This is a genomic window from Variovorax sp. W2I14, from assembly GCF_050435205.1.
Lineage (GTDB): Bacteria > Pseudomonadota > Gammaproteobacteria > Burkholderiales > Burkholderiaceae_C > Variovorax > Variovorax paradoxus_C.
This window is the reverse complement of the sequence record NZ_JBNDJX010000001.1, coordinates 6,773,575-6,788,349: the sequence shown is the minus strand read 5'-3', so window position 1 is coordinate 6,788,349 and position 14,775 is coordinate 6,773,575. Positions and strand designations below refer to the sequence as shown.

Sequence of the window (14,775 nt, the reverse complement as noted above, 5' to 3'; positions counted from 1 at the left end):
GCGATTTTTTGTGATCGAATTGCATGAAGAAAAGCGTTCTTTCGGACCACCTGCAGAGGAGACCGCGCCGTGATGACCTTCAAGCAACTCGAAGCCCTCTACTGGATCGGCCAACTCGGCGGCTTCGCGCAGGCCGCGAACCAGTTGCACACATCCCAATCGGCCGTCTCCAAGCGGGTGCACGAGCTTGAGCTGCTGTTCGACACCGAACTCTTCGACCGCAGCCAGCGCAGCGCGCGCCTCACCGAAAAAGGCGAGGAGATGTTCGTGCTCGCCAAGAAGCTGCTGGAGCAGCGCGATGCCGCGGTCGAGCAGTTCGGCAAGCCCGGCGTCGTGGAGCGCCGCATCCGCATCGGCGTGACCGAGCTCACCGCGATGACGTGGCTGCCGCGTCTGGTCGGCCTGATCCAGCAGCACTACCCGAAGGTGATCCTCGAACCCGACGTGGACGACAGCCTGCAGCTGCGCGACAAGCTTTTGGTCGATGCGCTCGACGTGGTCATCGTGCCCGACACCTTTGCCGACTCGCGCATGCAGAGCAAGGTCATCGGCAAGGTGAAGAGCGCGTGGATGTGCAAGCCCGGCGTGGTGCAGACGACGGGCACCGTGCGGCTGCACGACCTCGCGCGGCACCGCATGCTGGTGCAGGGCAACAACTCGGGCACCGGGCGCGCCTACGACGCGTGGATGAAGGATCAGGGCGTGCAGCCTTCCAACGTGATCGTGGTGAGCAACCTCGTCGCGCTCACCGGCCTCACCGTGTCGGGGTTGGGCGTGAGCTACCTGCCGCGCGAATGCCTCGCGCCGCTGGTCGCCGCCGGCATGCTGTCGGTGATCGAGGTCACGCCGCCGCTGCCGGTGGTGCGCTACGTGGCGATGCACAAGGGCGAGCACCGCAGCGCGCTCACCTCGTCGATCGTGATGCTGGCGCAGGAGTGCTGCGATTTCACGCGGATGTTCCAGGCGCAGGCGGAGGACGAGGAAGCAGCGGCGCGTTGAGTTCGGCAGGCGCCGTCTGCAGCGCCTTGTTGCGTAGCGAACGCCGTGTCCGCTACGGGAAAAGCACATGCCTTGCGGGCGCAGTGCGACTGAAAATCTATTTCAATATTTCAGGAAATGGCGGCAATATGGGCGATATCGCTCGATATTCACCTCGATCCGGTGGAAATAAGAAAAAACCTTTCATTTTTCACACGAACTCGCAAATGAGTACCCGCGCGTAAGACGCGACGCAGGCTCCTTCTTTCTCCGCCCCACCCGTCGCAAGACGTCCACCAGAAAGTGCCCATGACCATCACCGTGACACGCCAGGATGCGCGCTACAACACCCTGAAAAAGGGCTTCAACCTGAGATGGCCTTCCACGGAGTCGGATGCGGCTTCGCGCATCGAGCTGGTGGAGAACGCGGGCGATGCCGCGGCCGCGTTGCAGCGCATCGTCGATGCGGGCCTGCGCCCCACGTTGCGCAGCGGTGGTCATTGCTACGAAGACTTCGTCTCCAACAACCCCGACGGCGCGATCCTCGACCTGAGCCTGCTTGCCGGCGCAAGCACCGGCAAGACCGACGGGCGCTACCGCATCGGCCCCGGCACGCAGAACTGGAACGGCTACCTGGAGCTCTACAAGCAGAGCAATGTCACCCTGCCCGGCGGCTCCTGCTATTCGGTGGGCGCTGGCGGACACATCTGCGGCGGCGGCTACGGCCTGCTGTCGCGCCTGCAGGGACTCACGGTCGACTGGCTCTCCGCGGTGGACATCCTCACCGTCGATGCGCGCGGCAAGGTCGTGCCGCGCACCGTGGACGCGACGCGCGAGCCCGAGCTGTTCCGCGCCTGCCGCGGCGCGGGCGGCGGCAACTTCGGCGCGATCACCAGCTATGTGTTCGACACCCTGCTGACCGCGCCGCGCGAAGTGGCGATCGCGGTGGTCGCGTTCGACTGGGCCGCGATGACGCCTGCGCGCTTTGCCGAACTGCTCTCCATCTACGGCGACTACTGGGCCACGCGCGGCAAGTCGCCCGACACCTGGGGCATGTTCTCGCTGCTCAAGCTCACGCACCGCTCGTCGGGCCAGATCGTGATGCTCACGCAGTTCTGCAACCCCGACGGCACCTGCAACGATCTTGCGGTGCTCAACGATTTCCTCGACCGCTTCCGCGCCTGCACGCCCGTGCCGCTGAAGGGCAGCGCGCCTGGCGTGGGTCCGGCGCCGCAGCGAGGCGCCGGGCAGTTGCTGTGCGCCAAGCCGCACACCGTGACGCGCTACGACTGGCTCACGGCCACGCAGTACCTCAACGGCTCGGGCGAGAACCAGCGCGGCAAGTACAAGTCGGCTTACATGAAGCAGAACTTCACCGCCCGCGAGGCGCAGCGTATCTATGCGCACCTCACGCGCACGATGCCGGGCGTCGACTTGAGCCAGTCGCTGGTGCAGGTCGATTCCTATGGCGGCGCGGTCAACAAGCCCGAGCGCATCAACGACACCGCCGTGCCGCAGCGCGCGTCGATCATGAAGCTGCAGTACCAGACCTACTGGCGCAGTGCGGCGGACGAGGCGGGCCACCTGCGCTGGATCAGCGACTTCTACCGCGACGTGTACGGCACGCCGGACGTGCCCGAGCGCTACGCCGGGACGCCCTACCCCGGCGAGCGCTACGAAGGCTGCTACATCAACTACCCCGACAACGACATGCTGGCGTATCCGTTCTGGTCGCAGCTTTACTACGGGGACCAGGGGCTCTACGACTTCCTGCGGAAGGTGAAACGGCGCTACGACCCGAACAACGTCTTTCACCATGCCATGTCGGTACGGCCCTGAACGAGAGAGGAAGGAAACCCATGACACACAGCCCCAGCCTCCCCGGCCAGAACCGCCGCGCCGTGATGCAGTGGATCGGCGGTGCCTCCGCGCTCGGCGCGTTGACGCCATTGGTCCCCGCCGGTGCGCAGACTTCCGAGACAGCGAACAACAGCGCAGCCGCCAGCACTACGCCCGCGCCCCGCTTCGCCTACGTCGGCACCTACACCTTCGACGCGCCCGGCGGCACCGCCGGAGGGCCGGCGTCGAAGGGCATCTACGTGCTCGCGATGCGGGACGGCGGATGGACGCCGGTGCAGACCGTCGCAAGCGCGAACCCTTCGTTCCTCGCGCTGCACCCCAGCCGGCGCTTCCTCTACGCGATCAACGAAATCGACACCTACCAGGGCCTGCCCACAGGCACGGCCGAGGCCTATGCGATCGATGCGAACGACGGACGGCTCACGCTGCTCAACCGCCAGCCGCTCTCGCTCTCGGGCGTGATCCCCGCGCACCTGGCTGCGTCGCCCGATGGACGCGCACTCGCGGTGGCGCTGTACGGCGGCGGCGCCTACAACGTGCTGCCCATCGAGGCCGACGGCAGGCTCGGCAAGGTCTCGGGCATCGAGAAGGAAACCGGGTCCGGCCCCGACACCGAGCGGCAGGAGTCGCCGCATCCGCACATGGTGCTGTTCGATGCCTCGGGCCAGCGGCTGCTTGGCACTGACCTCGGCACCGATCGCATCAATGCGTTCACGCTCGCCGATGGCAAGCTGGCCTTGCTCGGCCGCACGCAGGTATCGCCCGGCAGCGGCCCGCGCCACCTCGCGCTGCATCCGTCGCAGCGCTTCCTGTACCTGGTGAACGAACTCGATGCCACGGTCGCCAGCTTCGGCTACGACGCAGCGAGCGGCAAGGTCGGGGAACAGCGCCAACGCGTCTCGACCGTGCCCGAGGGCTACAGCGGCCAGAAGAGCGCGGCGGCGCTGGTGATGCATCCCTCGGGGCAATTCCTCTATGCGACCAACCGCCGCTTGAAGTCGGACCACCCGATGGCCGACAGCATCGCCGCGTTCCGCATCGATGCAGGCAACGGCACGCTGACACCGCTGCAACACTGGAGCGAGGGCCTGCGTTTTCCGCGCGCGCTGGCGATGGCGCCGGGTGGCGGCCACCTCTACGCGCTCAGCCAGAAAGGCGACACCATCCTGCGCCTGCGCATCGATCCGGCGAGCGGCAAGCTCGACCAGCCGATGCAGGTGGCGCAGGTGCCTACGCCGGTGTGCCTGGTGTTTGCGTAGTGCTCAGCCTCCGCGCGTGAGCATCCGCCCCGCGCACGCCAGCACCTTCGCCTCGCCCTCGCCACCGCGATAGGCCAGCACGCCGTTCACGTACACGCGCTCCACGCCTTCGCTCACGCCGTGCGGCTTGTCGTAGGTCGCGGTGTCGGCGATGGTCTCGGGGTCGAACACCACCACGTCGGCCATCGTTCCCACACGCAACAGGCCCCGGCCGGCGATGCGCAGGTTGCGTGCGGTCATGCCGGTCATCTTGTGCACGGCTTGCTCCAGCGTGAACAGGCGACGCTGGCGCCAGTAGCGCGCGAACACACGGGGGAACGCGCCCCAGAGCCGCGGATGCGGATGGCGGTCGTGCGGCAGGCCATCGCTGCCGATCATCGTGAGCGGATGCGCGATGACGCGCTCCACATCTTCTTCCTGCATCTGGAAGTAGCAGGCGCCGCCGGGCTTCAGCCGCACGCACGCCTCCTGCTCGGTGGTGTCCCACTCGCGCGCGATGTCGGAAAGCAGCCGACCGGTCATCTCGGGATGCGGGTCGGACCAAGTGAGCAGCACGTCGATGACGCCATCCACCAGGTCTTCGCGCAGCACGGTGGAACCGGCCACGTAGGGGTACACGTCCATCGCGATCTGCTGTCGCTGCGCGAGCGATTCGATCAGCGGCAGCGTCTCTTTCGTGCGGCCCCAGTTCGCGGGGCCGGCGCACTTGTGGTGCGAGATGACCAACGGCACGCCTGCGTTGAAGGCCGAGTCGCCGGCCTCGTGCAGCGCCTCGATGATCTGCTGCATCTCGCTGCGCAGGTGCGTGGCGTACACGCCGCCGTGGCGTGCGACGACGCGCGCGAGGGCGGTCACTTCCTCGGCCGGTGCAGCGAAGGCCTCTTCATAGAACAGGCCTGACGACATGCCGTGCGCACCATCGGCCATGCAACTGTCGAGCAGCGCTTCCATGCGCGCGAGTTCGTCGCCGCTCGCCGGCCGGTCGAGCGCCTGCATCGTCGCGAAGCGCAGGGTTGTGTGGCCGACGAGCGCAGCCACGTTGAGCGCGGGCTGCGTCGCATCGACCGCTGCGCGGTACTCGGCCATGGTCGCGTGCTTGAACGAATCGGCGCCCAGCAGCGTGAGCGGCGGCTTCGATTGCGGCGTACGGTACGGCGCGAGCGAGATGCCGCAGTTGCCCGTCACCACCGTGGTGATGCCTTGCGACACCTTCGGCAAACACAGCGGATCGCGCAGCACGATCGCATCGTCGTGCGTGTGCGCGTCGATGAAGCCGGGGGCGATGACCTTGGCGCGGCAGTCGACCACTTCGACGTCAGCGAGCGCGAGGCCTTCGGGCAAGCGCCCGCGCAGGCCTTCGCCGAGCGCGACGATGCGGTCACCCTGCAGAAGCACGTCGCCGGGCCACGAGGGTCCACCCGAACCGTCGACCACGAGGCCGGCTTCGAGCAATACGGCTTTCACGGCTTGGGGGTCGCTCACGATGCGCGTCCTCCTTTTTCGTCGTTGATGCCGCCGCCGTCCCAGCTTTGCAGCGGGTGCGTGGTCGCGTCGATGCCATGGCGCTGGAAGGCCTCGCGTGCGCGCTGCAGGCGCTGCACGGCCGGCTCGCCGCGGCGTTGCGCGACCAGCACCGTGAGGATCTCGATGGCGGTGAGGTGCGTGAGGTACGCGTCGATGCCCACGTGCATCACCGCGTCGTCGGGCACCGAGAGGCCCAGCAAAAAGTCGGCCTTCGCCGCGAGCGCGGTGCCGGGCCGCGTGAGCGCGACCACCTTGGCGCCCTGTCCGCGCGCGATGTCCACCGCGTCGAGCAGCGAGGGCATGCCGCCGACGTGCGAGATGGCGATGACCACGCCGCCCGGCCGCTGCGCCGCGCCGGCCACTTGCTGCAGGTGGTAGTCGGCCCATGCGTTCGCCGAAAGGCCGAGGCGGAAGAGCCGCGCCTGCAGGTCGTTGGCCATGAACCACGAGGTGGCGCCTGCACCGTACAGATCCACATGCGGCGCGGCCGCGATGGCGGCCACGGCGCCGTCGAGCACCTGCATGTCGAGCTGGCCGCGCACGCCCGAGACCGAGGCCGCGGCGCTGCGCGCGATCTTGCCGACCACTTCGTCGGCCGCATCCTCGATGTTGACGCGGCGGTGCAGCGGCGAGCCGCCGAGCGCCAGCTCCTGCGCGAGCGCGAGCTTGAATTCGCGCAGGCCAGCAAAGCCCAGGTCGCGGCAGGTGCGCATGATGGTCGGCACCGAGCTGCGCGAGCGCTCGGCCAGTTGCTCGAAGCTCTCTTCCAGCACGCGGTCGGGGTCTTCGAGGATCAGGTCGAGAATCGCGCGCCGCGTGGCCGGGGCACCGCTGCGGATCTCCGCGATCTTCCGGAGCAGGGAGGGGGTCATTGTTGCGATTTCAGAAATGCATGGCGACGGCGTCGCTCACGCGGTAGTCGTTCTCGACGATGGGCATCCAGTGCCATTTGTCGAAGGTGGTGCAGGGGTGCGAGATGCCGAGGCCGACGCGGTCGCCGACCTTGGGCGCCTCCGTTTCCTCGTTTGCATCCCAGCGCAGGTACGCGTGCTGGTCGTTGAGTGCGGTGATCTTCCAGCCGGCGGGCACGGCCTCTGCTTTGCGCGCGCCGCGTGCTGCGCGTCCGATGGGCACCGGCATCGAGAGATCGAACGAGATGTCGCGCTTGCCCACGGCAAGGATCGCGAGCCCCGGCTCGGGGCGCGATTGCACCGTGGCCCAGACTTCCATGGCGGGACGCAGGCTTTCGCCGCAGTCGCAACCCAGGCGCTCGTCCACCGCGCTGACCATGCGCTTGTAGAAGCCGTGGTCGTGCGTGACGTAGCAACCCGAGCGCAGCAAGCCCCGCACCGGAGAACCCAACGCGGGCTTCAGGCGCCCGGCCACGAGGTCGAAGATCGCCGAGCCGCCGGCCGAGACCAGCACCTCGTCGGTCTCGAAGAGCTTCTGCGTGTCGCAGTGGCGCGCGATGGCTTCGACGCGGTCCATCAGCGTGTTGGCATACGCGGTGTCGGGCTCGCTGACGCCGGTGGCGCCCTGTCCTTCGTAAGTCTCGATGCCGACGAGCTTGACCGCATCGCTTGCGCGCAGGCGCGTGGCGAGCGTCACGGCCTCTTCGTGCGTGCGGCAACCGGTGCGCGCGCCTTCGACGCCGATCTCGATCATCACTTCGAAGGGCACGCTCGCTGTGTGGCGCTTGGCCCAGTCTTCGATGAGCGCGAGCTGCGCGAGCGAATCGACCAGGAACACGATGCGCAAACCCGCATTCGCGCTCAGCAGCAACTGGATGCCCGCGAGGTCTTCGTCGCTCACCACCTGGTTGGCGATGAGCGTGCGACGCGCCCCGGCCGCCACGCCCACGGCCAATTGCGTGACGGTGGCGAAGGTCAGGCCCCACGCGCCCGCATCGAGCTGGCGCTGGAAGAGCTGTGGCGACATGGTCGTCTTGCCGTGCGGCGCAAGGTCGATGCCCCATTCGCGCACGCGCGACTGCATCCACGCGAGGTTGTGCTCCAGCGCCTCGCGCTTGAGCATTGCCAGCGGCAGCGGCAGGTCGCCGGCCAGCACGTTCCAGCCGGCGACGCCGATTTCGCTGCGCAGGCGCGGCGGCTGGGTGCGCGGGTAGCCCTTGAAGTTGCTGCCCAGCAGCGGGTCGTTGAAGTTGGCTTTGGTAGCGGTGTCTGTCATGGTCGTCATGCGGCGATGTTGGAGAGCAGTTCCTTGCGGATGCAGGCGCTGTAGTGTCCGGGAGAAATTTCTTCGAGCGGCGGCACGGTCTGCGCACAGGCCTCGATGGCGTGCGGGCAGCGCGTGCGGAACACGCAGCCCGAAGGCGGCGAGATGGGGCTGGGAATGTCGCCCCTCAGGGCAATGCGCTCGGTCGCGAGCGTCGGATCGGGCTTCGGGCTCGCAGCGAGCAGCGCTTGGGTGTAGGGATGCGAGGGCCGCGCGAACAGCTCGTCGGTCTCGGCCACCTCCATCACCTTGCCCAGGTACAGCACCACCACCCGGTCGCACAGGTACTCGACCACATCGAGGTCGTGCGAGATGAAGAGCATGGTGAGGCCCAGGCGCTCGCGCAGGTCGGCCAGCAGGTTAATGACCTGCGACTGGATCGATACGTCGAGTGCCGACAGCGGCTCATCGGCCACGATGAACTCCGGCTCGACGGCAAGCGCCCGCGCCACGCCGATGCGCTGGCGCTGCCCGCCCGAGAACTCGTGCGGGAAGCGGCTCGCATGCTCGGCACGAAGGCCCACGGTCTCGAGCAGCTCGGCGATGCGCTTGTCGCGCGCCGCTGCCCCCTTGTGCAGCCCGTGCGTGGACAGCGCCTCTCCGAGGATCGCGCTGATGCGCATCTTCGGATTCAGGCTCGCGTACGGGTCCTGAAAAATGATCTGCAGCTTGCTGCGGAGCTTCCGCATGCGCTCGCCCGAGAGCGCGCCGATGTCGTCGCCGCGGTAGAGAACCTGGCCCTCGGTGCGCTCGACCAGCCGCAGCACGGTGCGGCCGATGGTGCTCTTGCCCGAGCCCGATTCGCCGACCAGGCCGAGGGTCTCGCCGGGGTGGATGGCGAAGGACACGTCGTCGACCGCGCGCACCGGGCGGTCGCTGCTGCCGAAGTATTTCTTGAGTCTGCGGACTTCGATGAGGGGAGCTGCGGTGGTCATCATCGTGGGCTTCTTGTATTGGCTCCCTCCCCTTCCGGGGGAGGGTTGGGGTGGGGGCACGACGGCACGGGATGAAGCACTGCGCCGAACGAACGCCGCTTGCCCCCATCCCAGCCTTCCCCCGAAAGGGGAAGGAGCAACACGCCAGGCGGTGCGCTTCTCATGCGGCTCTCACCAAAGGCTGGGCCGGCTGCACGCGAACGCAGCGCGCTTCGCGCCCATGGTGCGTCTCGATCAGCGGCGGCATTGCCACGCTGCATTCGGGCAGCGCCAGGTCGCAGCGCGGCTCGAAGGCGCAGCCGGGCGGTGGGGCCAGCGGGCTCGACACCTGCCCACGAATCGCAAACAAGCGCTTGGGCTTCGGCTGCCCAGGCACCCGCGCCTTGCCCGGCAGGCAGGCCAGCAGGCCCTGCGTGTACGGATGCTCAGGCTGCGCGAACAGCGGCCGCACCGGCGCGCTCTCGACCACGCGGCCCCCATACAGCACCACCACATCGTCGGCATGGTGCGCCACCACGCCCAGGTTGTGGGTGATGAAGAGGATGCTCATGCCCGTCTCGGCCTGCAGGCGCCGCATGAGTTCGAGGATCTGCGCCTGGATGGTCACATCCAGCGCGGTGGTGGGCTCGTCGGCGATCAAGAGCGTCGGATCGCAGGCCATCGCGAGCGCGATCATCACGCGCTGGCGCATGCCGCCCGAGAGTTGGTGCGGGTACTCGTGGATGCGCTGCGCCGCCGCAGGAATCTCCACCAGCTCCAGCATGCGCAGCGCATGCGCGAGCGCCGACTTGCGGTCCAGCCCCTTGTGCAGCCGCACGCTCTCGGCGATCTGCTCGCCGATGGTGAAGACCGGATTCAGGCTGGTCATCGGCTCCTGAAAGATCATCGACAGCTGGTTGCCGCGCAGCGACCGCATCTCGGGTTCGCCGATCTTCAAGAGGTCGAGCGTCTTGCCTTCGCGCGTGACGAAAGAGGCCGAGCCGCTGACCTGCGCGTTCGCGGTCTTGGGCAGCAGGCGCATCAGCGTGAGGCTGGTGACCGACTTGCCCGAGCCCGATTCGCCGACCAGCGCGGTCGTCTTGCCCGGCTGGATGGAGAAGCTCACATCGGCCACCGAGCGGATCAGGCCGTCTTCGGTAGGGAAGCTGGTGCTCAGGTTGCTGACCGTGAGGCGTGGCGTGTGTGGCGTGTTGTTGGCGTTCGTCATCACGAGGTCTTCTTGAGCTTGGGGTCGAGCAGATCTCGCACGCCATCGCCCAGCAATTGCAGCGAGAGCGCCGTGAAGATGATCGCGAGGCCCGGGAACAGCACCACCCAGAAGGCCTGGTGCGCGTACTGCTGGCTGCCCGCAACCATGGTGCCCCAGGTCGGGATCTCGGGCGGCACGCCGACGCCGAGGAACGAGAGCCCCGCCTCGGCCAGGATGGCGTAGGCGAAGATGAACGACACCTGCACCAGGATCGGCGACATCAGGTTCGGCAATATGTGCCGCCACAGGATGCGCGAGGTGCGAACGCCCAGGGCCCGCACGGCTTCGACGAACAGGAGTTCCCGCACCACCAGTGTCGAAGCCCGCACCACCCGCGCCACGCGCGGCGTGTAGACCAGCACCAGCGCGAGCACGGTGTTCATCAGCGAGGGCCCGAGGATCGCGACCAGTGCGATGGCTAGCAAGATGTCGGGGAAGGACATCATCGCGTCGACCACGCGCATGAGCGGCGTATCGAGCCGCCGGAAGAATCCGGCCATGAGGCCCAGCACCGTGCCGGCGACGACTGCACCCAGCGCGGTGAGCGCGGCGATGGCGAGCGAGTAGCGCGCGCCGTGCACGATGCGCGAATAGAGATCGCGGCCCAGTTCGTCGGTGCCGAGCAGGTGCTCGGCGCTCGGCGCCTTCAGGCGGTCGAGCACTGCGGTGTCGTTGGGATCGATGGAGGCGAACAGCGGCGCACCGATGGCGAGCACGGCGATCACCAGCAGCACCAGCGCGGAGACCATCACGATGCGGCGGTGCATCAACTGGCGGAGCATTCTTGGCATCTGCACGGCTCAGACCTTCACGCGCGGATCGACCACCGCATACAGCAGGTCGATGGAGAAATTGATGAGCACGTAGATCGCGGCGATCACGAGCAGCGCACCTTGAATGACGGGGTAGTCGCGCCGCAGCACCGCACTCACCACGAGGTTGCCGACGCCGGGCAGGCCGAACACCGTCTCGGTGATGACGGCGCCGCCGATCATCAACGCGACCGTCAGGCCGATCACCGTGACGATGGGCACCAGCGCATTGCGCAGCGCATGCTTGAGCACCACCTTGCTCTCGCTGAGGCCCTTGGAGCGCGCGGTGCGCACATAGTCTTCACCCAGCACATCGAGCATCGAGGCCCGCGTGAAGCGGATGATGAGCGCCGAGTTCAAAAGGCCCAGCACCGTCGCCGGCAGCACCAGTGCATGCAGCCTCTCCATGAACGGCGCATCGGGCGCGCCGTAGCCCGACACCGGGAACCAGCCGAACGACACCGCGAAGATCTGGATCAGCACGATGCCCAGCCAGAAGCTCGGAATGCTCGCCCCGAGCATCGCGATGCCGGTGAAGAGCTGGTCGACCACGCGCCCGCGGAACACCGCCGAGACGATGCCGCAAGGAACGCCGATCAGCGCGGCGATGGCCACGGCCATGAGCGCCAGCAGCGTGGTGGGCTCGGCGCGCTCCCACAGCGCCTGCGTCACGGGGCGCTGCAGAAAGATCGAGGTGCCCAGGTTGCCCTGCAGCACTTCGCGCAGCCAGTAGCCGAACTGCACGGGCAGGGGCTTGTCGAGGCCGTATTCCTTCTGCACGCGCGCGATGTCGGCGGCTGTGGCCTGGTCGCCCAGCAGCACCGAGACCGGGTCGCCCGATGCGGCGCGCGTGAGCACGAAGACCAGCACCGCCACGATGGCGAGCACGATGAGCATGCCGCCCGCGCGGGAGGCGATGTAGCGGAGCGAAGCGCTCTTCATCTTCATCATCACGACGAGAACTCGATGGCCGCTGCGCTGCCGACGGCCACGTACTGGCCGGTGAACTGGATGTCGCCCTTCTTCACGCGGAATACCGTGACGTTGTCGCCCTGCTTGTTGTGGCACACATAAAGAAAGCGCCCGCTCGGATCGAGCGTGCAGCTGCGCGGGTAATTGCCGCGCGTCCATTCCTCGCGCACGAGCGTGGGTGCGCCGGTGCGGGCATCGATCCTGAAGAGCGAGATCGAATCGTGCAGGCGGTTCAGCGACACGAAGTGCTGGCCGTCCGGCAGCATGCGGATGCCCGAGGCGTAGCTCGTGCCCTTGAAGCCTGCCGGCAGTGCCGAGGTTTCGCTCACCAGCGTGAGCACGCCGGTGGCGCCGTCGTAGCGCATGAAGGCGATGGTCGAGGCCTCTTCGTTCACGAGGTAGAGCCACTTGCCGTTCGGATGAAAGATGAAGTGGCGCGCGCCCGAACTCTCGGACACGGCGACCGTGCTCGGCGCGCTCAGCACGCCGGTGATGCGGTCGAAGCGGTACGAGATCACGCGATCGAGCCCCAGGTCGGCGACCAGCACGAAGTTGCCGCCCGGGTCGCTGTGCACCATGTGCGCATGCGGGCCGTCGTGGTCGCTCGTGGCAAAACCTTCGTGCGATCGGGCCGCGGCCGGCACCACGTCGGCGCCGGGCTTGCAGGGCGTGGCACCGCAGGCGGCCGCGTCCTTGTAGACGACAGCGGCAACATCCGAATCAAAGCCGCCGTCGGCGCGCAGCGCGATCACGCTGACGTCGCCGCTCGCGTAGTTCGCGGTGAAGAGAAAGCGCCCATCGGGATGCACGCTGATGTACGCCGGGTCCTTGCCGCCGCAGGCCATCTCGGCGACGAACGACAACGCGCCGTTCGCGCCGATACGGAAGGCCGAGACCGATCCAGCCTCGAACTCGTTGGCCGCGTAGAGCATCGGCAGCTTCGGGTGCCGCGCGAGCGATGCGGGGTTGCGCAGCTTGGCATCGCTGCCCGTGCTCGCAACGGCCGGCGGGCGCGCCGGGGATGGGCTTGAGCGCACCGGTCGCGCCGTCCACCACGAACTGGTGAACGCCGAGACCGCGCCCGCCGCGCCACGGCTTGCCGCCGTCGCTGTAGGTGCCGACGTAGGCGTACACGGGACCGGCATTGGCGGCCTGTGCGGTAGAGGCAGTGAGACCCAGGGCTCCGAGACCGGAGGCCAGTGCGCTGGCTTGCAGAAGTTGGCGACGCGATGGCATGGCTGCGGCTCCTGCTTACTTGATCTTCGCGTTCCAGAAGAACGGCCAGGTCGCGGGCTGGTAGTTGTCCAGCGCCGGGCTCTTGGCCGAGAGGCCATTGAACTTGCCGACGTTGATGTACGGCACTTCGTCGTAGACGACCTGCTGCACCTTGCCCCACAGCGCGCCGCGCTTGGCAGGGTCGCTCTCGACGTTGAAGGCCTGCAGCGCCGACTTCTTGGCGGGCGAGTCCCACCAGCCCGGTGCGCCGTCGCCCAGTTGCGGCGGCGAGAGCATCGGCTCGGGGAACTGGCCCGAGTGGGTCACGTAGATGTCCCAGAGCTTGGCGTCGTTGCGGCGCTGAACCAGCGTGGCCCAGTCGACCACGTTGAGGTCGACCTTGAAGCCCGCGCGCTTGAGCTGCTCGGCCATCAAGAGCGACATGTTGTAGTGAAAGTCGTACTGGCGGCTGGTGAGCACGCGGATCGGCTCGCCCTTGTAGCCGGCCTTGCCCGCGAGTTCCTTGGCCTTGGCGGCGTTGCGCTGGTTGTACTGGTCGCCGCCGGCGGTGGAATAGAACGGCGAGCCCTTGGGGAAGTGGTTGGCTTCCGCCACAAAGAAGCGCGTGTCGCCGAAACCGGCAGCGAGCATCTCGCCTTCGCCGAGCGCGGTCTGGATCGCCTGGCGCACCGGCTGGCTCGCGGCCACGCCTTCCTTGGTGTTGAGCACGAGGTAGGGGAAGCCAAACGACGGCGTCATGATCGGCACGGTCTTGCCGCCCGACTTCTCCAGGCGCGGCAGCGCTTCGACCGGCAGCAGGTCGGCAAAGTCGTACTGGCCCGCGAGCGCACCTTCGACGCGCGTGCTGGCATTGGGCACGGGCACGAAGCGCAGTTCCTCGATGGCCGCTTCGCGCTTGCCGCCGTAGCCGCTCGCGGGTTCCTTGCGCGCGGCGTACTTGTCGAAGCGGGTGAGCAGCACGAACTGGTCGGGGCGGCGCTCCTTGAACTTGTAGGGGCCGGTGCCGACGAACTCCTTCAGCGGCGATGCGATCGAGTCCTTCGCCATGATCGCGGCCATGCCGCTGGGCAGTGCGAGCTGCGAGAGCAGCGGCGCATACGGCGCCTTCAGCACGATCTCCACGCCCAGCGGGCCCTTGGCCTTCAGGCTCTCGATTTCCTTGCCCACGGCCTTGCCGCGTGGCGACTGATCCATCCAGCGCTGCAGGCTCGCCACCACATCGTCGGCATTGAGCTCGCGGCCGTTGTGCAGCATCACGCCCTTGCGCAACGTGATGGCGTAGGTCTTGCCGTCGGCCGAGATCTTCGGCATCGTCTCGGCCAGCATCGGCACCACGTTCCACTTGGCGTCGAAGGTGTAGAGCGTCTCGTACACGTGCTGCATGATGGTTCCGACCAGGTCGGCGGTCGATGCCATCGGGTCGAGCGTCTGCGGCTCGGCCACCATCGCGAGCGTGGCGAAGTTGCGCGGCGCCTGGGCTTGCGCCTGCTGATGCGGCAGCGCGGCGCACAGCATCGCGAGCAGAGACGCACCCAGCAGGCCGCGTTTGGACAGCTTGGGCAGGCGCCGGGCAAGACCGGCGTTGGCGGCATGGGGCATGGGGAACTCCTTCGTGGGGCAGGCTAGGTTATGAAAGAAATTTTCTTTTCCGCCCGGACTTTGAAGCATCAACCATGCCAAATCATCCGTGTTAACCCTTGTTTGAGGGCTATTCT

12 protein-coding genes are annotated in these 14,775 nt (G+C 67.5%); 3 read left to right on the top strand and 9 right to left on the bottom strand.

Annotated features, from left to right (window positions below; translation table 11 throughout):
* The first annotated feature begins 72 nt into the window (after positions 1 to 72).
* The 3 genes from QF040_RS31625 (at position 73) to QF040_RS31615 (ending at position 4,097) form a co-directional block, all read left to right on the top strand.
* Entirely contained in the window at positions 73 to 999 is a 927-nt protein-coding gene (locus tag QF040_RS31625) for a LysR family transcriptional regulator (protein WP_206179367.1), read from the top strand.
* Between the two features lie 288 nt (positions 1,000 to 1,287).
* The gene (locus tag QF040_RS31620) at positions 1,288 to 2,817 is read left to right on the top strand and encodes a BBE domain-containing protein (RefSeq protein WP_429614214.1); all 1,530 of its coding nucleotides are present in this window, start codon (positions 1,288 to 1,290) and stop codon (positions 2,815 to 2,817) included.
* Between the two features lie 20 nt (positions 2,818 to 2,837).
* Positions 2,838 to 4,097 (top strand): lactonase family protein, encoded by a 1,260-nt coding sequence (locus tag QF040_RS31615; protein ID WP_429614213.1) that lies wholly within the window; start codon positions 2,838 to 2,840, stop codon positions 4,095 to 4,097.
* A gap of 3 nt (positions 4,098 to 4,100) precedes the next feature.
* Here the strand turns inward: QF040_RS31615 and QF040_RS31610 are convergent, their stop codons facing one another.
* From QF040_RS31610 to QF040_RS31570, 9 genes are all read right to left on the bottom strand, one after another.
* On the bottom strand, positions 4,101 to 5,579 hold the full coding sequence (locus tag QF040_RS31610; RefSeq protein WP_429614212.1) for an N-acyl-D-amino-acid deacylase family protein: 1,479 nt from the start codon (positions 5,577 to 5,579) through the stop codon (positions 4,101 to 4,103).
* Positions 5,576 to 6,493 carry a MurR/RpiR family transcriptional regulator gene (locus QF040_RS31605; protein ID WP_307510092.1) on the bottom strand — a complete coding sequence of 306 codons (918 nt, stop codon included), beginning with the start codon at positions 6,491 to 6,493 and terminating at the stop codon, positions 5,576 to 5,578. The genes QF040_RS31610 and QF040_RS31605 overlap by 4 nt, the downstream gene beginning before the upstream one ends.
* A gap of 10 nt (positions 6,494 to 6,503) precedes the next feature.
* Positions 6,504 to 7,817 carry an amino acid deaminase gene (locus QF040_RS31600; RefSeq protein WP_429614211.1) on the bottom strand — a complete coding sequence of 438 codons (1,314 nt, stop codon included), beginning with the start codon at positions 7,815 to 7,817 and terminating at the stop codon, positions 6,504 to 6,506.
* On the bottom strand, positions 7,814 to 8,791 hold the full coding sequence (locus QF040_RS31595; protein ID WP_429614723.1) for an ABC transporter ATP-binding protein: 978 nt from the start codon (positions 8,789 to 8,791) through the stop codon (positions 7,814 to 7,816). The genes QF040_RS31600 and QF040_RS31595 overlap by 4 nt, the downstream gene beginning before the upstream one ends.
* A gap of 160 nt (positions 8,792 to 8,951) precedes the next feature.
* Positions 8,952 to 9,998 (bottom strand): ABC transporter ATP-binding protein, encoded by a 1,047-nt coding sequence (locus tag QF040_RS31590; RefSeq protein ID WP_429614210.1) that lies wholly within the window; start codon positions 9,996 to 9,998, stop codon positions 8,952 to 8,954.
* The gene (locus QF040_RS31585) at positions 9,998 to 10,837 is read right to left on the bottom strand and encodes an ABC transporter permease (RefSeq protein WP_307599051.1); all 840 of its coding nucleotides are present in this window, start codon (positions 10,835 to 10,837) and stop codon (positions 9,998 to 10,000) included. Before QF040_RS31585 ends, QF040_RS31590 begins: the two co-directional genes overlap by 1 nt.
* A gap of 3 nt (positions 10,838 to 10,840) precedes the next feature.
* Positions 10,841 to 11,794, bottom strand: a complete 954-nt coding sequence (locus tag QF040_RS31580) for an ABC transporter permease (RefSeq protein WP_429614722.1) — start codon at positions 11,792 to 11,794, stop codon at positions 10,841 to 10,843.
* Positions 11,795 to 11,802: 8 nt separating this feature from the next.
* Positions 11,803 to 12,861 (bottom strand): lactonase family protein, encoded by a 1,059-nt coding sequence (locus tag QF040_RS31575; RefSeq protein ID WP_429614209.1) that lies wholly within the window; start codon positions 12,859 to 12,861, stop codon positions 11,803 to 11,805.
* Positions 12,862 to 13,075: 214 nt separating this feature from the next.
* Positions 13,076 to 14,659: an ABC transporter substrate-binding protein gene (locus tag QF040_RS31570; protein WP_429614208.1), complete on the bottom strand. Its 1,584-nt coding sequence runs from the start codon at positions 14,657 to 14,659 to the stop codon at positions 13,076 to 13,078.
* Between the last annotated feature and the right edge of the window lie 116 nt (positions 14,660 to 14,775).